The organism is Kitasatospora sp. NPDC058406, assembly GCF_042722765.1.
Taxonomy (GTDB): Bacteria; Actinomycetota; Actinomycetes; order Streptomycetales; family Streptomycetaceae; genus Kitasatospora.
In genome coordinates, this window is record NZ_JBHXKE010000003.1 from 55,420 (window position 1) to 75,221 (window position 19,802).

22 protein-coding genes are annotated in these 19,802 nt (G+C 71.2%); 15 read left to right on the top strand and 7 right to left on the bottom strand.

The genetic code is table 11. The features are described 5' to 3' along the window. Positions 1-37: 37 nt before the first annotated feature. A complete protein-coding gene (locus ACFWOG_RS01305; protein WP_329885486.1) occupies positions 38-661 on the bottom strand; it encodes a DJ-1/PfpI family protein in 624 nt (207 codons plus the stop codon). A gap of 85 nt (positions 662-746) precedes the next feature. Continuing rightward, the gene (locus tag ACFWOG_RS01310) at positions 747-1,226 is read right to left on the bottom strand and encodes a diadenosine tetraphosphate hydrolase (protein WP_329950315.1); all 480 of its coding nucleotides are present in this window, start codon (positions 1,224-1,226) and stop codon (positions 747-749) included. Between the two features lie 97 nt (positions 1,227-1,323). On the opposite strand from ACFWOG_RS01310, the gene ACFWOG_RS01315 reads away from it, so the two are divergent. The 8 genes from ACFWOG_RS01315 (at position 1,324) to ACFWOG_RS01350 (ending at position 9,122) form a co-directional block, all read left to right on the top strand. Further along, entirely contained in the window at positions 1,324-1,533 is a 210-nt protein-coding gene (locus ACFWOG_RS01315; RefSeq protein ID WP_380353566.1) for a hypothetical protein, read from the top strand. A 160-nt stretch (positions 1,534-1,693) separates the two neighbouring features. Then, positions 1,694-2,536 carry a methyltransferase domain-containing protein gene (locus ACFWOG_RS01320; RefSeq protein ID WP_329885489.1) on the top strand — a complete coding sequence of 281 codons (843 nt, stop codon included), beginning with the start codon at positions 1,694-1,696 and terminating at the stop codon, positions 2,534-2,536. Between the two features lie 515 nt (positions 2,537-3,051). Continuing rightward, entirely contained in the window at positions 3,052-3,522 is a 471-nt protein-coding gene (locus tag ACFWOG_RS01325) for an NUDIX domain-containing protein (protein ID WP_329950314.1), read from the top strand. A 97-nt stretch (positions 3,523-3,619) separates the two neighbouring features. Continuing rightward, entirely contained in the window at positions 3,620-4,636 is a 1,017-nt protein-coding gene (locus tag ACFWOG_RS01330) for a Gfo/Idh/MocA family oxidoreductase (protein WP_329950313.1), read from the top strand. A gap of 29 nt (positions 4,637-4,665) precedes the next feature. Beyond that, complete coding sequence (locus ACFWOG_RS01335) at positions 4,666-5,955, top strand: DegT/DnrJ/EryC1/StrS family aminotransferase (protein WP_380353570.1); 1,290 nt, start codon at positions 4,666-4,668, stop codon at positions 5,953-5,955. Positions 5,956-5,986: 31 nt separating this feature from the next. Beyond that, complete coding sequence (locus ACFWOG_RS01340; protein ID WP_329950311.1) at positions 5,987-6,676, top strand: methyltransferase; 690 nt, start codon at positions 5,987-5,989, stop codon at positions 6,674-6,676. A gap of 4 nt (positions 6,677-6,680) precedes the next feature. Then, a complete protein-coding gene (gene hisN / locus ACFWOG_RS01345; RefSeq protein WP_380353573.1) occupies positions 6,681-7,508 on the top strand; it encodes a histidinol-phosphatase in 828 nt (275 codons plus the stop codon). Positions 7,509-7,556: 48 nt separating this feature from the next. After that, a complete protein-coding gene (locus ACFWOG_RS01350; protein ID WP_380353576.1) occupies positions 7,557-9,122 on the top strand; it encodes a carbamoyltransferase C-terminal domain-containing protein in 1,566 nt (521 codons plus the stop codon). Between the two features lie 205 nt (positions 9,123-9,327). On the opposite strand, the gene ACFWOG_RS01355 is transcribed toward ACFWOG_RS01350, so the two are convergent. Both ACFWOG_RS01355 and ACFWOG_RS01360 read right to left on the bottom strand, forming a co-directional pair. Beyond that, positions 9,328-9,525, bottom strand: coding sequence for a DUF397 domain-containing protein (locus tag ACFWOG_RS01355; protein ID WP_329950308.1), 198 nt, complete (start codon positions 9,523-9,525; stop codon positions 9,328-9,330). After that, positions 9,494-10,345 (bottom strand): helix-turn-helix transcriptional regulator, encoded by an 852-nt coding sequence (locus ACFWOG_RS01360; RefSeq protein WP_329950307.1) that lies wholly within the window; start codon positions 10,343-10,345, stop codon positions 9,494-9,496. Before ACFWOG_RS01360 ends, ACFWOG_RS01355 begins: the two co-directional genes overlap by 32 nt. A gap of 169 nt (positions 10,346-10,514) precedes the next feature. Between ACFWOG_RS01360 and ACFWOG_RS01365 the strand changes: the two genes are divergently transcribed. After that, entirely contained in the window at positions 10,515-11,153 is a 639-nt protein-coding gene (locus ACFWOG_RS01365) for a DUF998 domain-containing protein (RefSeq protein ID WP_380353580.1), read from the top strand. Positions 11,154-11,195: 42 nt separating this feature from the next. Further along, positions 11,196-11,405: a DUF4287 domain-containing protein gene (locus tag ACFWOG_RS01370; protein ID WP_329950306.1), complete on the top strand. Its 210-nt coding sequence runs from the start codon at positions 11,196-11,198 to the stop codon at positions 11,403-11,405. A 24-nt stretch (positions 11,406-11,429) separates the two neighbouring features. Here the strand turns inward: ACFWOG_RS01370 and mqnP are convergent, their stop codons facing one another. Then, positions 11,430-12,335 carry a menaquinone biosynthesis prenyltransferase MqnP gene (gene mqnP / locus ACFWOG_RS01375; protein WP_329885500.1) on the bottom strand — a complete coding sequence of 302 codons (906 nt, stop codon included), beginning with the start codon at positions 12,333-12,335 and terminating at the stop codon, positions 11,430-11,432. Then, positions 12,332-13,789 (bottom strand): menaquinone biosynthesis decarboxylase, encoded by a 1,458-nt coding sequence (locus ACFWOG_RS01380; protein ID WP_329885501.1) that lies wholly within the window; start codon positions 13,787-13,789, stop codon positions 12,332-12,334. The genes mqnP and ACFWOG_RS01380 overlap by 4 nt, the downstream gene beginning before the upstream one ends. 115 nt (positions 13,790-13,904) lie before the next feature. Between ACFWOG_RS01380 and ACFWOG_RS01385 the strand changes: the two genes are divergently transcribed. From ACFWOG_RS01385 to ACFWOG_RS01400, 4 genes are all read left to right on the top strand, one after another. Next, positions 13,905-14,318 carry a PLD nuclease N-terminal domain-containing protein gene (locus tag ACFWOG_RS01385; protein WP_329885502.1) on the top strand — a complete coding sequence of 138 codons (414 nt, stop codon included), beginning with the start codon at positions 13,905-13,907 and terminating at the stop codon, positions 14,316-14,318. Between the two features lie 440 nt (positions 14,319-14,758). Then, positions 14,759-16,360, top strand: a complete 1,602-nt coding sequence (locus ACFWOG_RS01390) for an acyl-CoA carboxylase subunit beta (RefSeq protein WP_329885503.1) — start codon at positions 14,759-14,761, stop codon at positions 16,358-16,360. Positions 16,361-16,441: 81 nt separating this feature from the next. Then, complete coding sequence (locus tag ACFWOG_RS01395; protein ID WP_329885504.1) at positions 16,442-16,654, top strand: acyl-CoA carboxylase subunit epsilon; 213 nt, start codon at positions 16,442-16,444, stop codon at positions 16,652-16,654. Positions 16,655-16,967: 313 nt separating this feature from the next. Further along, a complete protein-coding gene (locus ACFWOG_RS01400; protein WP_329950305.1) occupies positions 16,968-17,675 on the top strand; it encodes a ScbR family autoregulator-binding transcription factor in 708 nt (235 codons plus the stop codon). Positions 17,676-17,694: 19 nt separating this feature from the next. Here ACFWOG_RS01400 and ACFWOG_RS01405 read toward each other — a convergent pair whose 3' ends face one another. Beyond that, positions 17,695-18,345, bottom strand: a complete 651-nt coding sequence (locus ACFWOG_RS01405; protein ID WP_329885506.1) for a ScbR family autoregulator-binding transcription factor — start codon at positions 18,343-18,345, stop codon at positions 17,695-17,697. A 351-nt stretch (positions 18,346-18,696) separates the two neighbouring features. Between ACFWOG_RS01405 and ACFWOG_RS01410 the strand changes: the two genes are divergently transcribed. Further along, positions 18,697-19,764, top strand: coding sequence for a ScbA/BarX family gamma-butyrolactone biosynthesis protein (locus ACFWOG_RS01410; RefSeq protein WP_380353588.1), 1,068 nt, complete (start codon positions 18,697-18,699; stop codon positions 19,762-19,764). The last annotated feature ends 38 nt before the right edge of the window (positions 19,765-19,802 follow it).

The window sequence follows — 19,802 nt, forward strand, 5'->3', positions numbered from 1 at the left end:
CGCCCGCCCGCCCGCCCGCCCGCCCGCCCGCCCCTGCCTAGCCGATCTCGCGGATCCGCTCCAGCACCGCGGGCGACGCCTTCGCCGGCGAACCGGAGTCGAACGGGGGCTGGGGGTCGTACTCGGCGTGGAGCTGGATCGCCCGGGCGGTGGTCTCGTCGGCGAGCAGCGCCACGAGCCGGAGCGCCATGTCGATGCCGGAGGAGACCCCGGCCGCCGTGACGATCCGCTCCCGGCGGACCACCCGTTCCGGCGTGTACGTCGCACCGTACGCCGCCAGCTCGCCCGCGGCCGCCCAGTGGGTGGTCGCCACCAGCCCCTTGAGCAGTCCGGCCGCCCCGAGCAGCAGCGCACCGGTGCAGACCGAGGTGGTGAACCGGGTGGTCGCGTGCACCCGGCGGATCCAGTCGGTGAACCCGGCGTCGTCCAGCAGCGGACGCGCCCCGTTCCCCCCCGGCACGAGGAGGACGTCGCACGACTCGACCTCCTCGTACCGGGCGGGAACGTCCAGTCTCAGCCCGCCCAGGGTGTCGACCACCCGGCCGGTCCCGCTCGTCGAGACGAACCGCACGACGGCGCCCGGGAGATACCCGAGCACCTGGTACGGGCCGACCGCGTCGAGCGGCTCGAAATCGTCGAAGAGCGGGATCACGATGTCCATGTTCCGCAGGTTAGAGCGGAGTTGGCACGGCGTCCGCACCCTGGTCAGCGGATTCACGAGAACGAGTGGTCTGCACCACCGGCTTTCACCTGAGCGCATCCAGCTCGGCCCCGATCGCCGCCCGGATCGGGTCCTGCGCCGGGCCGAGCGCGTACCGGTCGTCACGCCACCGGTCCGCCGGGTAGAGCCAGACGGGCACCCGGACGAGGTCCTCGGGCTCCCATCCGAAGCGCGGCCACACGTGCGCGTGCAGCATCGGGTCGGTGTTGCCGAGGATCTCCAGGTTGACCCGCCGGAACGCCGGGTCGGCCGCCCGGCACGCCCGCTCCACGGCCTCGCCGAGCCGGTCGAGGTCCTCCAGGTACGCGATCCGGCGCGCCCTCGGCAGGTCGGAGAGCCGCTCGACGCCAGGCTCGTCCGTGAGCAGGATCGCGTAGCCGGGCAGGAACTGCACGTCCCCGATCACCGCGAACCCGGCGTCCAGGCGCCGGATCACGGTCGGGTTCTCACCCCGCAGCGCGCTGCCGATGCGGTCGGACTTCCAGTCGGTGCCGTCGTCGATCATGCGGCGATGCTAGGGTCCGTCTTCAAATCTGATCAAGTGATGAGAGATCATGTCGGTTGTGGTGCGGCGTCATGAGCTTTCGGATGCCGAGTGGGATGTGTTGTCGCGGTTCCTGCCGAGGTCAGGACCTGCAGGTCGGCCGCGCAGTGACGACCGCTTCCTCGACTTCTCCGAGGCCGACCTCACCCTCCGCCCGGACGGCACCTTCACCGCCGTCCTCCTCGCCCCCTCCCCGCTCCCCACCCTGGACGGCCACTGGCACGTCCACGACGTCTACCTCGCCACCGCCATCACCGCCCTGCGGTAGCCGGTCACCGAGAAGCGGTTCCCACCACCGGTCGCACGGGAAGTCCTTCAGGAAGAGCGGAACGGCGTCGCGTTCGTCCGGGAACACCTTTGCCCGCTCCCGGCGAACGCCGCCGGCCCTCGTCACCCGCCGACTCACCCCTCGCACCCGGGAGATCGCGATGACCGACAACCCGTCCGCGCAGCACGGCGTCCCGTCCTCACCCGACCCTGACCCGCTCCGTGACGAGCACCCCGAGATCGTGGCCGGCGCGGCCGTCGACGGGAACATTCATGTCGGCTACTGGGACAGCCCGGCGGACGGACGGTCGCTCGACCAGGCCACCGACCGGCTCACCGACCTCGTGGCGGGGCGGCTGGGCGCCGCACCCGGCCGCAGTCTGCTGGATGTCGGCTGCGGAACGGGACGGCCCGCGCTGCGCATCGCCCGGGCCACCGGTGGCCAGGTGTCAGGAATCTCGGTCAGCGCCGAGGACATCGCCCTCGCACGGACCCGGGCGGATGCCGCCGGGCTCGCCGACCGGGTGGACTTCCGGTACGCGGACGCCTGCGCACTGCCTTTCGAGTCCGCGTCCTTCGACGGTGCCTGGGCGGTCGAGTCCATGATGCACATTCCCGACCGGACCGCCGCCCTCACCGAGATCGCCCGGACCCTGCGGCCCGGCAGCACGCTGGTCGTCACCGACGTGCTGCTCCGGTCGCCGGTGACCGGTGAGGCCGCGGAGACGGTCCGCCGGACCTGCCGGGCGTTCGGGTCCCCTGCGCTCCCCGAGCCGGCGGAGCTCCGCACGGCCCTCGACCGCGCCGGTCTGGAGGTTCTGGAGTTCCAGGACATCGGGGAGCACGTCCGGCGCACCTACCAGGCGTTCGCCGATGCCTTCGCGCGCGTCACCCCCTCCGTGGACGACCCGCACTACGAGTTCTTCGACTTCGCCCGTTCCCTTCCCCGGTTCGGTGCCCTCGCGGAGATCGGCTACGCCTTCGTGGTCGCGCGCCGCCGGTGAACGGAGGCGCCGGCCGGGTCGGCGGGGCCGGAGGACGGCATCGCCGGGACGCGAAGGGCGGCCGATCCGGCCAATAGAGTTCCGTCACGATCCGTCAGCGGCGGCAGGAAAGAATCGCTCAAGAATCCGCTGCCGGAGCCCCGTCGCCAGGGGACAGCCGGACCGGGCCGATACCGGACCGTGCGCGGACAAGGCCCCGCCCCGGCGATTCCGCCGGGGCGGGGCCGCGGCACACACCGGAAGGCAATCCCTCAGCACGCGACCGTTCGCCGTGTCAAGTGGAACTCAAGGCGCCCTGAAGAAGTTCGCCCTCGCACTTGTTCTCCGGGATTCGGCTAACCTCGCGGAGTGGAGAGGCAAGCTTCAGGTCGTTCATTCTCCAGTTCGAATCCAGACCGCTTCGTCCCGCCCCGACCCCGCCGTTCGGACCGCCCGCCCCCCCGCCCGTTCGGCCGTTCGTACGGGAATACTGGTTCCGAACCCCCGTGCCCGTCCGAGCGCGACGGGGGACCCTCATGACCGGGGCAGCCCGGCCCCGACCGGTGGTGGGCGCACTGATCCGTGATCCGGCCGGCCGGATCTTCGTCCAACGCCGCTCGGCCGACCGCTCCCTCTTCCCCGGTTGCTGGGACGTGGTCGGTGGAGCCGTGGAACCAGGGGAGTCCCTCCTGGACGCGCTCCGCAGGGAGATATCGGAAGAGACGGGGTGGCGGTTGCGCCGCGTTCTCGCCCGGGTGGCACACACGGAGTGGACGGGGGACGGCATACGACACATCGAGTCGGACTACCTCGTCGAGGTGGACGGAGACCTCTCCTCGCCCGCACTCGAACGGGACAAGCACACCGAGTTCGCCTGGCTGGCCGCCGAGGACGTCACGCTGCTCGACGAGAACACACTGCGCAGCGGCAGCACCTTCATCAAGGACGTCGTGACCGCGGCACACGCTTGGCGCGCCGACCCTTCGGGGAGCCGCACGGCTCTCTGAACCGTCTGCGGACACGTACGTCCGATCCGGGCTGAACAACCCTTTCCCGACTTCCCACGTCATCGTCGAGCGGTGTTCTGCGAGGGGAATATTCTGCATGCCCGGCGACAGGCTGAAGGACATCCGTCCGCGACCACGAGTGCTGATGATCGGATTTGCCGGGCATCAAGGAAAGGAGTACCTGCCGATCGTACAGGAGATTGCCGATATCGTCGGCGGCGTCGACTCCGCCCCGCCCGCCGTGCCACTCGCCGACGCATGGGGATTCCCGTACTACGGGAGCCTCGACGACGCACTGAAAGCCGTCGAATTCGACGCCGCAGTGGTCACCGTGCCTCACGGCGAGCATTTCCCGGTCTGTACGCGGCTGCTGGCGCACGGCCGGCACGTCATCAAGGAGAAGCCGTTCGCGGTCACCGAACCTGAAGCGCGCCAGCTGATACATCTCGCGCAGCAGGCCGACCGCAGCGTCTTCACACTGCTGCAACGGAACTTCGACCCGGTGTTCCGGTTCGCCCGGGACAACCTCGCGCGGATCGGGAGGCCCTACTGGTTCTCCTACGACTACCACTTCAACCTGGCTCGTCCGACCACGGGTTGGCGCGCGTCCCGGGAGCAGGCAAGGGGTGGTGTGCTCCTCGACATGGGCTACCACCTTGTCGATGTGCTCAACGGGATGTTCCCCGAAACCCCCCGGGTGCACTCGGCCTTCGTGCACCAGTACCAGGAGACGCGGGATCGCCGACTGGAGGATCTGGTCGCCCTCCTGTGCAGCTACCCGTCGAGGGGGCTGGCGGGCTCGCTGCGCATCTCGCGCCACAGCCTCGCGAAGACCGAACAGCTCTGCGTGCTCGGTTCGGAAGGCGCGTTGACCGTCGCCCCCGGCGCGGCCACCCTGCATGCCGTCGGAGGGGCCCAGTTGGAACGCTACGCCCCGGAAGGATCCAGGACCGACATCACGCGCTCCATGTTCATCCACTACCTGGACCGCCTGGAGGACCGCGACTACCGCCGGGACCACCTCCTGCGTCAACTCGCCACCGTTCGCACGATCGACGGAATCTACCGGGCCCGATCGGGCGGGACGAGCGGACTCACCGACCGATGCGCCTGACCCACCCCGCAAGGACAGGAAGAGAGCACATGAGTACCGACGAACGGCTCGCCCTTCTCGGGGGCGCACCCGCCATCTCGCGGCCACTGCCCCACGAGGTGTGGCCGCCCCCCGCGGACGAGGCGGAGCTGTCCGAGCTGGCCGCACAGCGGAACACCGACATCTCCATCAAGGGCAACAGCGGCCCCATCGGCCGGCTCGAAGCCGACTTCCTCGCCTTCCTGAACGGCGGCGCCCGCTACGCGGTCACCTTCAACTCCGGCACCAGTGCGCTCCTCGCCGCCTACTTCGCCCTCGGCGTACGCGAGGGGGTGGACGTCGTGGGACCGGCGCTCACCTACCACGCCGCGCTGAGCCCCGTCTTCGCGCTGCGCGGTGACGTGGTCCTCGCCGACATCGACCCCGACACCCGCGGCCTGGACCCCAAGGCGCTCCAGTCCGCGCTGACCGAGCACACCAAGGTCGTCACCGTCGTCCACCAGTGGGGCCACCCCTGCGACATGGACGCGATCCTGTCGATCGCCGAACGGCACGGGCTGCGCGTCCTGGAGGACTGCTCCCACGCCCACGGCAGCCGCTACAAGGGCCGGCCGGTCGGCACCTTCGGCGACGCCGCCGTCTTCTCCCTCCAGGCCAACAAGGCCGTCTACGCCGGAGAAGGCGGCATCCTCGTCACCAGCGACCCCGGGATCCAGGACCGCGCCACCCTCCTCGGGCACTACCGGGACCGCTCCCGGGACTCCGTCCTCGACGAGGACCTGCGGGCCCACTGGGTCACGGGCTTCGGACTCAAGCTGCGCATGTCACCGTTCAACGCCATCGTCGCCCGGCATGCCCTCGCCGCCTTCCCCGCACGCAAGGAGGCCCGGCACCGGTGCCTGCGGCACCTCGGCGAGCAGCTCGCCGACGTGGAGTACCTGCAGCAGGTCCATGTCGCCGACCACGTCGACATGGGCGCCTGGTACGGCTACAAGCCGCTCTACCGGCCCCAGGCGCTGGGTGGCGTTCCACGTTCGGTGCTCATCCGGGCGCTGCGCGCCGAGGGCATGGAGGTCGGCGCCCCCTCCGGCCCCCGGCTGTCCACCCTGCCGCTCTACGCCCGCACCGAGAACCCTCTCTTCCCCGGAGTCCCGAAGAAGGCCACCACGCCGGGGGCCGACTCGCAGGCCGAGCACGTCGAGCAGCACGCGCTCTCCTTGCCGACCTTCACCGCCTGGCCCGACGACACGGTGCTCATCGACCAGTACGCCGAGGCGTTCCGCAAGATCGGCCGTCACCGCGAAGCGCTGGTCCGGTATGCCGCCGAGCTGCCCCGATGACCGAAACCGCACTGCCGAAGAGGGAGTGGGCATGACTGTCGAAGAGTCGCCGGAGGACGTGGCGAGGGCCCTGCAGCACGCCCTCGCCGGTGACGACCTGCCGGACACCTTCACCCTGCTGGGACGGGAATGGAGCCTGCACCGGGGTGTCTGGCCCAGCACGCTGAGCGCGGCCACCGAGGTGATGGCCTCGGTGGTGCCCTATCCCCGGGACGGCTCGTTCCTGGAGGTCGGCTGCGGTACGGGCGTCATCGCCGTCACCGCCGCACTCAGCGGCTGTGCCTCCGTCACCGCACTGGACGTCAACGAGAAGGCCGTGGCCAATACCGTCGCCAACGCCGAGCGGCACGGTGTGGGCGACCGGGTCCGCGCCCTCCACAGCGACATGTACACGGCGCTCGATCCCCTGAGCCGCTTCGACACGATCTTCTGGAACGTGCCCTGGACCTATGTGGAGGACGGCTTCGCCCTCTCCAGCGACATCCACACCGCCGTCTTCGACCCGGGCTACCGGGGCCAGGCCCGCTACCTCGCCGGGGCGCACGAGCACCTGACCGACGGCGGCCGGCTGCTGCTGGGCACCGCCCACCTCGGGGACCGTGAACGGCTCGACGTGCTCGCCGGTGAGGCCGGCCTGCGGATCGACATGCTGCGCAAGGTCCGCCGGATCGAGGAAGTGGGCGTCATGGAGTACCACCTGCTCGAACTGCGAACGAGGTGATCCGGTGACGCCGCCCGTGCCACCGGAGGACGACCTCGAACTGGCCCTCCGTCTGGGCGACCTCGCCGACGGGCTCACCGTCCGCCGCTTCCACGCCCTCGACCTGCGGGTCCGGGAGAAGCCGGACCGTACACCCGTGACCGACGCGGACACCGCCGTCGAGACGGCCGTCCGCGCGGAACTGCGGTCCGCCCGCCCCGATGACGCGTTCGCCGGGGAGGAGACCGGCGGCTCCGTCTCCTCCGGGCGCACCTGGCTGGTCGACCCCATCGACGGCACCAAGAACTTCCTGCGCGGCGTACCGGTCTGGGCCACGTTGATCGCCCTGCTGGAGGACGATCGCCCCACCGTCGGCGTGATCAGCGCCCCCGCCCTGCACAGCCGCTGGTGGGCGGCGGCGGACCGGGGCGCCTGGCTGCGCCGGGGACCGGCCGGCACCACCCCCGTGCGCCTGGGGGTCTCCGGCCGCACCCGCCTCGACCAGGCATACCTCTCCACCACCAGCACCCGGACCTGGGACGTCTTCCACTCACGTGCGGCCTATCTGCGCCTGGCCGAAGCCTGCTGGGAGGACCGTGCCTTCGGCGACTTCCTCCAGCACTGCATGGTCGCCGAGGGAACGCTCGACATCGCGGCCGAACCGGTCGTCAACCCCTGGGACATCGCCGCGGTACAGGTTCTCGTGGAGGAGGCCGGCGGCCTCTGCACCGACCTCCTGGGCACCTCGCCCCGGAACGGCACCGGCGCCCTGTCCGCCAACCCGCGGTTGCACCGGCTCGCCCTGAAGGCCCTCTCCGCGCCGCCCGCAGCACCCGGGCCGCCCGGACCCTGAGCCCGCCCCGAACCGTCGGACGCGGAACCCACCGAGAAACGGACCATCATGCTGATTCTTTCCCTCAAGGAAGGCCATGACGGGGCGATCGCGGCCGTCGACGACGGCAGGCTGCTCTTCTCCCTGGAAGCGGAGAAGGACTCGTTCCTCCGCTACAGCAATCCGACGGCCGAACTGTTCGCGACGGCGGCGGACCGGCTGGACAGGCAGCCCGACGTCGTCGCCGTGAGCGGCTGGATCAAGGGCACCCAGTGCACCGACCAGGCTTCGCGCGCCGGGTACTTCGGTGTGGGCGCATCCGCGATCACGGACGAGGCCGGCCGGTTCTTCGGCAAGGCCGTGCGCGTCTTCTCGTCCACCCATGAGCGCTCCCACATCATGACGTCCTACGGCATGTCGGCACTCCGCCGGGACCAGCCCTTCTACAGCCTGGTGTGGGAGGGGAACATCGGCTCGTTCTACCGGATCGACCAGCACGGGAAGGTGACCCATCTCAAGGAGGTGCTCAACTACCCCGGCAACAAGTACTCCTACGGCTTCGCGCTCGCCGACCCGAAGTTCAGTCCGCACCAGGAGTTCGTCCGGTTCCAGGACGCGGGGAAGCAGATGGCCCTGGCCGGATTCGCCGAGAACCGGCCGGCGACCCGGGCGGAACAGGACGTGATCGACTTCGTCCTCGGCCAGAAGGAGGTCATCACCGGAAGCCTGAAGGACCGGATGACCGATTCCCCCTTCCACAACGTCGGTGTGGAATCGAGCGCTTACAAGAACCTGGCGGCCCGGCTCTCGGACGCCATCTTCGACCGCTTCCACGCGTACGCCCGGGAGTACCTGACCGAGGGAATCCCGCTGCTCATCTCCGGGGGCTGCGGGCTCAACTGCGAGTGGAACCGGCGCTGGCGCGAGTGCGGGCTCTTCCCCGCGGTCTTCGTTCCGCCGTGTCCCAACGACAGCGGATCCGCGATCGGCACCGCCATCGACGCCCAGCACTTCTACACCGGGTCGGCCGACCTGGAGTGGGACGTCTACGCGGGCGGCGAATTCGTGGAGGACATCGCGTTCGACCCGCAGCGCTACGAGATCCGCCCGCTGGACCACGGCGAGGTCGCCCGCCACCTCCGCGACGGGAAGATCATCGGCTGGGCGCGGGGCCGCTGGGAGATCGGCCCCCGCGCCCTCGGGAACCGGTCGATCCTGGCCGCTCCCTTCACCGAGGAGACCACGGCCAGGCTCAACAGGATCAAACAGCGCGAAAGCTACCGCCCCATCGCCCCGATCTGCCTGGAGCAGGAAGCGGGCCGCTGGTTCGGCGGTGGCCTCCCCGACCCCTACATGCTGTACTTCAGCCGGGTCGAATCCGCCGACCTGCGCGCGGTGACCCACGTCGACGGAACGGCCCGCACCCAGACCGTCGACCCGACCGCGAACCCGGCCATGGGTGCACTGCTGACCGCCTTCGGCGAACTCACCGGATTCAGCGTCCTCTGCAACACTTCGCTCAACTATGCGGGACGCGGGTTCATCAACCGGAGCAGCGACCTGATCGCCTACGGCGAGCTGCACGGACTGGACGGGTACGTCGTGAACGACGTCTTCGTCACACCGCGACGCTAGGGCCGGCTGCGCGCGCGGGTGTCTGGCGGGCACCCGGCGGGCACCCGGCCGGGCACCCGCCCCGCCCACCGCCTTGCGCCCCGGGCCGGTCCCCGGCATCGGAGGACCTCGCAGGACGGCCGCGCCTGCCAGTAGCGCCCCCGAACGGCTCGAAGGCCGCCCCCGGTGATTCGGGGACGGCCTTCGCTGCGAGTCGGTGAGTGCGTCAGCCGGCGTCGAACTCGCCGTCGGCGGTGGCGGTCACGAAGGACTGCCACGCCGCCGGGGTGAAGCGCAGTCGCGGACCCTGCGGGTCCTTCGAGTCACGGACCGAACCGGGGCGCGCGTCGTCCACCTCGATGCAGTTGTCGTTTGCGTTGCCGCTGCTGTAACTACTCTTGCGCCACTGCTCGGTTCGCTGCATCCGCGTGGTCCTCCGCCGCCGATTCGATCAGGGCCAGGGACGCCTCCGGCGACAACGCGGCAGCCCTGACCAGATCGTAGGCCAGCGAGCACTGGTCGACCAGCGCCGGATCGTCCACCAGATTCCCCGTGAGAAGCCCTTCGACATAGGCCGTCGGCGGCGCATCCTCGAAGGTCATCAGGCTGAGGGAGCCGACCATCAACGAGTGCGCACCCGCCGTCAGCGGAACCACTTGGATGAGTGCCTTGCGCGCCTGGAACAGAGCGGCAAGATACCTCAACTGGCCTGCCATCACAGCCTCGCCGCCGACGGGGCGCCTCAGCACCGCCTCGTCCAGGACCGCCCAGTACATGGGCGCGGACTTCCGATCGAGCAGCTCGGCCCGCGACATCCGGGCCGCGACCATCTCCTCGTTCTCGGCCGCCTTCCGCAGCGGCTGCGCCGACTCGAACAACGCCCTCGCGTAGTCGGGCGTCTGCAGCAGGCCCGGCACCAGCAGCGGGGAGAACTCGCTGATGGTCAGCGCCAGTCCCTGCAACTCGGCGGCGTGCCGGAAGTAGTCGGCGTAGCGCGAGGACTTCCGGTACATCTCGTAGACGCGCAGGAAGTGGCCGCCGGTGCTGAGCACGTCGTCCAAGCGCACCGACATGTCCTCCTGCGGGTTCCGGACCGCCCCCTCCAGCAGGCCGACGTACGCGCCCGAGCAGAACAGCAGCTTCCCCAGCGCCTCCTGCGAGAGCCCCGCCTCCTCCCGCAGCCGCTTGATCTCCTCGCCCCAGAACGCGCGGGGCGAACGGGACGGGTCGAGTTCCCTGGCCATGTGCCAAATCCCTTCAAGGAACCGGTGCTCGGGCCTTCCGGTGGCAACGCTAGCCACGCAGAGGAACGACTGGGACACGAACAGCAATAGTGTGCTTGTCTCATCGAGAGTGACCCGGATCACATCGCCGGTCCCGATGAGTTCTCGCGCCGCCCCCGGTCCTACTGGCATGACGAACACGATGGCAGCGCCGATCACCCCGACCGCCCCGGCCGACCGCGCCCGCTCCACCACCCGCGCCCTGCTGGCCGCCGGCGCCGCCGCCGGGCCGCTCTTCCTCGCCGTCGGCGTCGTCGGGGGCCTGACCCGCGAGGGCTTCGACTTCACCCGCAACGCGCTCAGCCAGCTGAGCCTCGGCGACCTCGGCTGGATCCAGCAGACGGCGTTCCTCCTCACCGGTCTGCTCACCGTCACGGGCGCCGTCGGGCTGCGGCTCGCGCTGCCCGCCGGCGTCTGGGCGCCGCGACTCGTCGGGGTGTTCGGCGCGGCCTTCGTCCTGGACGGGTTCTTCGCGGCCGACCCCGGAGCCGGGTTCCCGGTCGGGGCGCCCGAAGGGCGGGTGACGGAGCTGAGCGCGCACGGCACCGTCCACCTGATCGGCGGGGCGGTGGGCTTCCTCGCCCTGTGCGCGGCCTTCCTCGTCCTCGCCCGGCACCTGGACCGCGGCTGGGCGCTCGCCTCCCGCCTGGTGGCCGCCGCCGTGCTCCTCGGCTTCGCCGCATCGGGGGCCACGGTGCTGGCCTTCACCCTGGGCGCCACGCTCGGGCTCGGCTGGCTCACCGCTGTCACCGTCAAGCTGAATGCGTGAAGATCGAACTCCCAAGACCGTTCGGACGTCAGGAGAATCCCCATGGCCCTCCCCGGCAACGGCCCCGCCAGCTACTTCCCCTCCATCGAGGAGAAGTACGGCCACCCCGTCTCCCACTGGAAGGAGCTGATCCGCTCCTCCCCGCTCAGCAAGCACGCGGAGCTGGTCGCCTGGCTCAAGGCCGAGCACGGCCTCGGCCACGGCCACGCCAACGCGCTCGTCAAGCACACGCTGGACGAGTCGAAGGGCTGACGCCCCGGAGGGCGCGGCCCCGGCTCAGATGCCGAGGCCGCGCACCACCAGGTCGACCAGCGCGAAGAAGAACAGCGAGATCCCGACGAACCCGTTGGTCTGGAAGAACGCCCGGTTCAGCCGCGAGAGGTCGTGGGGCTTCACGATGGTGTGCTCGTAGACGAAGGCGCCAGCGACCACCAGCAGCCCCACCCAGAACGCCGGCCCGGCGTCCGTCAGCACCGCGTACCAGCCGAGCAGCAGCGTGGTGACCACGTGGCAGCCGCGCGCGCCCCGGATGGCCGCCGGGACGCCGAACCGGGCCGGCACCGACCGCACGCTGCCCGCCCGGTCGGACTCCACGTCCTGGCAGGCGTAGATGAGGTCGAAGCCGCCGATCCAGATGCCGACCGCCGCACCGAGCACCACCGCGTCCCAGGACCACGTGCCGGTGACGGCCAGCCAGGCGCCCACCGGTCCCATCGCCTGGGCGATCCCCAGGATGGCCTGCGGGAAGTCGGTGAACCGCTTGCCGTACGGGTAGACCACCATCGGCACCACGGCGACCGGCGCGAGCACCAGGCAGAGCGGGTTCAGCAGGGCCGCCGCGCCCAGGAAGACGATCAGCGCGACCGCCGAGCCCACGTACGCGGTCTTCAGCGAGACGGCGCCCGTGACCAGTTCACGCCCGGCGGTGCGCGGGTTCCGGGCGTCGATCTCCCGGTCGATGATCCGGTTGGCCGCCATGGCGAAGGTCCGCAGTCCGACCATGCAGACGGTGACGACGAACAGCTCGCCCCAGTGCACCCGCTCGTCGGACAGGAACATCGCGGTCAGCGCCGCGATGTAGGCGAAGGGCAGGGCGAAGACCGAGTGCTCGATCATCACCAGCCGGAGGAAGCTCTTGACCTTCCCGGGCGGGACCTCGGGGAGGGCTGCCGCCGTGCTCACAGGCCGTACTCCTTCCAGCGGCGGTCCACCAGGGCGGCGGTCTCGGGGTCGGAGGAGACCATCTCGGGCCAGCCGCCGTCCCGGGTGTAGCCCTCCGTGGGCAGCTTGCGGGTCGCGTCGATGCCCGCCTTGCCGCCCCAGAACTGCTGGTAGGAGGCGTGGTCGAGGTGGTCCACCGGACCCTCGACGACGGTCAGGTCGCGGCTGTAGTCGACGTTGCCGAAGGCCCGCCAGGCGACTTCCTGGTAGTCGTGCACGTCGCAGTCGGCGTCCACCACGATGATCAGCTTGGTCAGCGACATCATGTGCGCGCCCCAGATGGCGTGCATCGTCTTCTGGGCGTGCTTCGGGTACTTCTTGTCGATCGAGACGATCACGCAGTTGTGGAAGCCGCCCGCCTCGGGCAGGTCGTAGTCGACGATGTCCGGGATGATGATCTTCAGCAGCGGCAGGAAGAACCGCTCGGTGAACTTGCCCAGCGGGCCGTCCTCGGTCGGCGGGCGGCCGACCACGATGGACTGCAGGATCGGACGGCGGCGCATCGTCACGCAGTCGATCGTCAGCGCCGGGAACGGCTCCTGCGGCGTGTAGAAGCCCGTGTGGTCGCCGAACGGGCCCTCGGGCAGCAGCTCCCCGGGCTCCAGCCACCCCTCCAGGACCACCTCGGCGTCGGCCGGCACCTGGAGCGGCACGGTCTTGCAGTCGACCATCTTCACCCGCTCCCCGGCGACGAAGCCGGCGAACAGGTACTCGTCGATGTCGCCCGGCAGCGGGGCGGTGGCCGCGTAGGTGACGGCCGGCGGGCAGCCGAAGGCGATCGCGACCGGCAGCCGCTCACCCCGCGCGGCGGCCACCGCCGCGTGGTTGCGGCTGTCCTTGTGGATCTGCCAGTGCATGCCGATGGTCCGCCGGTCGTGCCGCTGGAGGCGGTACAGACCGAGGTTGCGGATGCCGGAGTCCGGGTCCTTCGTGTGGGTGAGGCCCAGGTTGAAGAACGACCCGCCGTCCAGCGGCCAGGTGAAGAGCGCGGGCAGCTCGTCCAGGTTGACGTCCTCGCCGGTGAGCACGACCTCGTGCACCGGCGCGTCACCGGACTTCACGTTCCGCGGCGGCACGTGGGCCATCGAGGCGAGCTTGCCGAAGGCGTCCCGGAACCCGGTGAAGCCCTGCGGCAGCTCCGGCTTCAGCAGACCGGCGATCTTCTCGGAGATCTCCTCCGGGCCCTTGAGCCCGAGGGCCTTGGCCAGCCGGCGCTCGGTGCCGAAGACGTTCATCGCCAGCGGCATCGAGGAACCCTTGACGTTCTCGAAGAGCAGCGCGGGGCCCTTGGCCTTCTGCACCCGGTCGACGATCTCGCCGACCTCCAGGTACGGGTCCACCTCCGCCTTGATGCGCTTGAGGTCGCCTTCGCGGTCGAGGGCCCGCAGGAACGAGCGGAGATCGTCGTATGCCATGCCAGCCAGTATCCGCCACCCGCTAGCCTGGCCTGTGTCAAGGGCCCCCCTGAAGCGTCCCGCCGCTCCAGGAGTCGCCCGCCCGCCACCGCCGTCGCCGGGGGAGATCGCCGCCGTGCTGAGGATTCTGACCTTCGTACTCCCGCTCGCCCTGTGGGTGTGGGCCTTCATCGACTGCCTGACCACCCCCGAGGACGAGGTGAAGCACCTGCCGAAGGTGGTCTGGGTGATCATCGTGCTGCTCTTCCCGCTGGTGGGGTCGATCGCCTGGCTGGTGGCCGGCAAGCAGCGCAACGCCCCGCGGACCGCCGGTGCGGGCCGCCACGTGAACGGCGACGGCGGCTCCGGGTTCGACCGCCCGCGCGGAGGCCGGCCGCTCGCGCCGGACGACGACCCGGAGTTCCTGGCGTCGTTGAAGAAGGACGACAAGAAGCACGAGGACATGCTCAAGCAGTGGGAGGCGGATTTGCGCCGCCGCGAGGAGGAGCTGCGCGGCAGGGAGGATCCGGAGGACGGCCGGAGGAGCTGACCCCCCGTAGCTCGGACAGCCCACCCGGTACCCACCGGGTGGGCTGCGGAGTTTTTGGTGCATCCCTACGACTGCCCTGCCGCCACCGGCCGTCCGGCACAGCCTTCACGGCCGCACCGAGCGACCCTTGAGCGATCCTCGATCCGACCCGATCGGCGCTGCTCATGACAGCCCTGACCTGCGGGTTTCCTCATGCTCAGATCATCCGGCGGCCACCTGGGCGAAAGCTCGGGGTAATCGAACAGCTACCGGCCGCATGGGCTGAAACGCTACGGGTTCTGTGCAGCCCTGACATCTAAACGGACGCGACCTTGTACGGAATCGACGCCGAAACCAGCACGCGGCCCCTCGTACAGTCATAAGTGAAGAAGTGATTCGCAGCCGGGGGCATCGCAGACGTTGGCTGTCGGACAGTTCCCTCACCTTTGGAGTGGTTCGAGATGACGGTTGTGCATGAGGCACCGGTCGGAGACGACATCCCGGAGAGCCCGGCGGACGCCCGAGGGCGGGTCGCCGAGTTGCACGAGCTTCGCGAGCAGGTCCGCCGCGGCCCCAGCGAGAAGGCCACCGAGGCGCAGCACGCCAAGGGCAAGCTGACCGCCCGCGAGCGTATCGACCTGCTGCTCGACGAGGGCTCCTTCCGCGAGGTCGAGCCGCTCCGCCGGCACCGCGCCACCGGCTTCGGCCTGGAGGCCAAGAAGCCGCACACCGACGGCGTGATCGTCGGCTGGGGCACCGTGCACGGCCGGACGGTCTTCACCTACGCACACGACTTCAGGATCTTCGGCGGCGCCCTCGGCGAGGCCCACGCCCAGAAGATCCACAAGATCATGGACATGGCCATCGCGGCCGGCGCCCCGCTGGTCTCGCTGAACGACGGCGCCGGCGCCCGCATCCAGGAGGGCGTCACCGCCCTCGCCGGGTACGGCGGCATCTTCCAGCGCAACACCCGGGCCTCCGGCGTCATCCCGCAGATCTCCGTGATGCTCGGCCCGTGCGCCGGCGGCGCGGCCTACTCGCCGGCCCTGACCGACTTCATCTTCATGGTCCGCGAGACCTCGCAGATGTTCATCACCGGCCCGGACGTGGTGCAGGCCGTCACCGGCGAGAAGATCAGCCAGAACGGGCTCGGCGGCGCCGACGTCCACTCCGGCGTCTCCGGTGTCGCGCACTTCGCGTACGACGACGAGCAGTCCTGCATCGAGGAGGTCCGCTTCCTCCTCTCCCTGATGCCGCAGAACAACCGCGAGATGCCGCCGCCGGTCGTCAACGACGACCCGGTGGACCGCCGCAACGACTCGCTGCTCGACCTGGTGCCGGCCGACGGCAACCGCCCGTACGACATGCGCAAGGTGATCGAGGAGATCGTCGACCACGGCGAGTACCTGGAGGTCCACGAGCGCTGGGCCACCAACGTCCTCTGCGTGCTGGCCCGGATCGACGGCCACGTCACCGGCATCATCGCCAACCAGCCGCAGTCGCTGGCCGGCGTCCTCGACATCAACGCCAGCGAGAAGTCCGCGCGCTTCGTCCAGATGTGCGACGCCTTCAACATCCCGCTGGTGACCATGCTCGACGTCCCCGGCTTCCTGCCCGGCGTCGACCAGGAGCACGACGGCATCATCCGGCACGGCGCCAAGCTGCTCTACGCCTACTGCAACGCGACCGTGCCGCGCATCCAGCTGATCCTGCGCAAGGCGTACGGCGGCGCGTACATCGTGATGGACTCGCGCTCGATCGGCGCCGACCTGTCCTTCGCGTGGCCGACCAACGAGATCGCCGTGATGGGCGCGGAGGGCGCGGCCAACGTGATCTTCCGCCGCGACATCAACGGCGCCGACGACCCGGACGCCATGCGCGCGCAGAAGATCAAGGAATACAAGAACGAACTGATGCACCCGTACTACGCGGCCGAGCGCGGCCTCGTGGACGACGTCATCGACCCGGCCGAGACCCGCCAGGTCCTGGCCTCCTCGCTGGCCATGCTGCGCACCAAGCACGCGGACCTGCCGAGCCGCAAGCACGGCAACCCCCCGATGTAACAGCGCGGTTCGGCCGCGGACAGCACCGCGGCCACAGTGCCGACGACCCCTCACCCTCTTCCGCCGGGAGAAGACCGGACCATGACCGCTTCCGCCGAACCACTCGTCCGCATCGTCCGCGGCTCGCTCACCGACGAGGAGCTCGCCGCCCTGACCGCCGTGCTGATGGCGCGCGCCGCGTCCGCCCAGCACGCGGCCTCCGCCGCCTCGCCGGTCGAGCCGATCGCCAACTGGCAGCGCCTGGAGCGCCGCCCGGCGTACTACTCGCCGGTCAGCTGGCAGTGGGCCGCCTGAGGCCCGCCCGCAGCACCGGACCGCACGACCGACGGCCGGTCACCCTCGGGGTGGCCGGCCCTCGGCGTTCGCGGTGCACGATCGCGGCGCACGGTCGCGGTGCGCAGTCACGGCGCACGGTCGCGGCGCAGAGCCACGGCGCACGTTCGTACACGTGAACCGGCGTACAGACCGGCGCGCGATGCCATTCGCGCGCCGGAGAGTGACCCCGGGTGCTCGATAGGATCGCCACCGGACGGTACGCGGCCCGCCGCCCCGTCGGCCCGTGGGATCCAGCCGCTGCCGACGACCAGAACTATCCGAGGAGGCTGCGATGGCCAGGCAGGCCCGGGCGCTGGCGACCCGCCAGGCGGTGCTGCTCGCCGCGGCCGAGGTGTTCGACGAGCGGGGCTACGCGGCCGCCACCATGGCGGAGATCCTGGAACGGGCCCGCGTCACCAAGGGCGCGCTCTACTTCCACTTCCGCTCCAAGGAAGAGCTGGCGCTCGCCGTGATCGCGGGCCAGAGCGCCTGGCTGGCCACCTGGCAGCCGGCCTCCGAGAGCCCGGTGCAGACCCTGATCGACCTCGGCTACGCCTTCGCCCACGCCCTGCTCGACAACCCGGTGCTGCGCGGCTCGATCCGGCTGACCATCGAGCACGGCAGCTTCACCCAGCCGCAGATCGCCGCCTACCAGGGCTGGACGGACGCGGCCCGCGAACTGCTGGAGCACGCCCGGGACTCCGGTGAGCTCCGCCCCGGGGTGGAACCGGCGGCCGCGGCCGGAGTGATCACCGGCGCGGTGACCGGCATCCAGCTCAGCTCGCAGGTGTTCACCGACCGCCGGGACCTCCTGCGGCGGATGGCCGACCTCTGGACGCTCCTGCTGCCCGGCCTCGTCCCGCCGCACACCCTGGCCCGGCTCGTCCTGGCCGACCGGCTGCCGCCCGCCGAAGCGCCTGCGGGCACGCCGCCCGCGGACGCACCACCGGCGGACGCACCACCGGCGAAGGCACCGGATCCCGGACCGCCCCCGGCCTGATCCGCCGCCCGCCCCGCTGTCAGGTCCGGTACTCCCCGAAGCGCTCCGCCGGCACGAGGGCGGGCAGCGCGGCCGCCCAGAGCCCGCGGACCGCCTCCTCCGCGAGCCGGCCGGTGGACTCGGCGGCGAACAGCACCAGCCCGGCCGCCAGCGTGGTGAGCAGTTCGGCGGCCTGGCCCCGGTCCAGCCCGGGGCGCAGCTCGCCGGCCTCCCCCGCACGGTCGAGCAGGGTCCGGAAGACGGCGGTCAGGCTGCGCCAGGCGTCCGCCGACGGCTCCGGGGGTGATCCCGCCGGCGCCACCACCAGTCCGCCCGCGCAGGCCGCCGGCCGGCCGCCGAGGCCGAGCAGCACACCGGCCCGGACCACCACGTCCTCGCGCAGCAGCCGGCCGAGCTCGTGGGTGAGGTCGATCAGCTCCTGGACGGCCGGCGCGGCGCCGCGCAGGGCCCGCAGCACGGCCGCGCCGATCGCGTCCCCGGCCTCGGCGCGGACACCGTCGGCGAGCGCCTGCTTGGAGACGAAGTGGAAGTAGAGCGCGCCCTTGCTGACGCCCGCCCGGCGACTGATGTCGACCAGGCTGGCCGACTCGAAGCCCGCGTCCGCGAAGGTGTCCGCCGCGGCCAGCAGCACGGCCTGCCTGGTTCGCCCCGCCCGTTCCTGCTTAGCCACTCGGCCCCTCCGGCCCCGGCCGCGGCGAGCTCCGGCTCGCCCGGGTGCTGTCTCGGCGCCGCCGTCGGTGGTGGTGCGGCGCCACGCATGCGGACCGGCCCGCCCGAAACCGCATGGTTGGTATCTAATCTAGCCCCTGGTCGGTCCCCGCCGTCCAGGGGGGACCGACCCCCGTCCAAGGTCCGGACTCTCCCGGCCGGACGTTCCCGCAGACCAGCGGCCGGGTAGCGTGTGCATTTCGGCTTTCCGGCAGTGGCGGCCCCGCACGCCGAGCAGAAACCGGGTGGCCTGTATGTTTTTCCGAGGCCGCTCACGCGGCCGGTCGACCGACACCCGGGAGTGGGGCCCGCCATGCCAGCGATCGCAGAACCGGACGGCGATTCTCCGTACCCCCACCCCGCTCCCGGCCACCCCGGTCACGCCCGCTACGACTTCCACGAGCGGACCGTCTCGCGCCGTCTGGTGCACCGTTCCTCGGTCGCCGAGGTCCTGATCACCGGCTGGCAGGCCACCGGCCCGTACGACTTCCTGCTCGGTGCCCAGTGGCCCCGGCTGCACGGCTTCTACCGGCTGCCCGGCGACCGCCACCACGACCCCGTCCTGATGGCCGAGACGATCCGCCAGGCCGCCCTGCTGATCGGCCACGTCGGCTTCGGCGTCCCGCACGACCACCACTACGCGCTCGACGAACTCAGCTACGCGCTCGGGCCTGCCGGCCTCGACGGCCTCGCGATCGCCCCCGCCCCCGCCGCGTTGATGCTCCGCATCGGCTGCCAGGACGTCCGGATGCGGCACGGCCGGCTGGCCGCCCTGCGGGTGCACGCCGAGATCGAACGGGACGGCCGTCCGGTCGGCCGCGGCTCCGGCGAACTGCGGGTGCTCTCCCCCGCCTCGTACGCCCGGCTGCGCGGCCCCGGCCGCCCGGCTCCCGCTCCCCGGCCCCCGGAGTCCTGCACCGCGCCCGAACTCGTCGGCCGCCAGCGGGCCGCCGACGTCGTGCTCGGCCCCTCGTTGCTGCCCGGCAGCTGGCTGCTGCGCGCGGACGCCGACCACCCGGCGCTGTTCGACCGGATGGACCCGGCCCCCGACCACGTCCCCGGGATGCTCGTCCTGGAGGCGGCGCGCCAGGCCGCCCAACGGCTCTGCCACCCGGCCCGGGTGGCGCCGGTCGAGCTGGTCACGTCCTTCCACGCCCCCATCGCGCTGGACCGCCCCTGCCTGGTCCGGGCCGTCCGCGAGCCCGCCCCGGAGAGCGGCCCCGGGGCCGGTCGTGACGTACGGCGGCTCCCGGTCCGGGTCCTGCTGGTGCAGGACGGCCGGACGGTCGCCGAGTGCCGGCTGCTGGCCGGTCCGGCCGACGGCGGGCCGACCGCCGTCGGGCCCGCCCCGGTCTGCCGGGGCCTGTCGCTCGCCGGCTGATCCGGCGCCCGCACCGGCGCCGGACCGTGGCTCCCCCG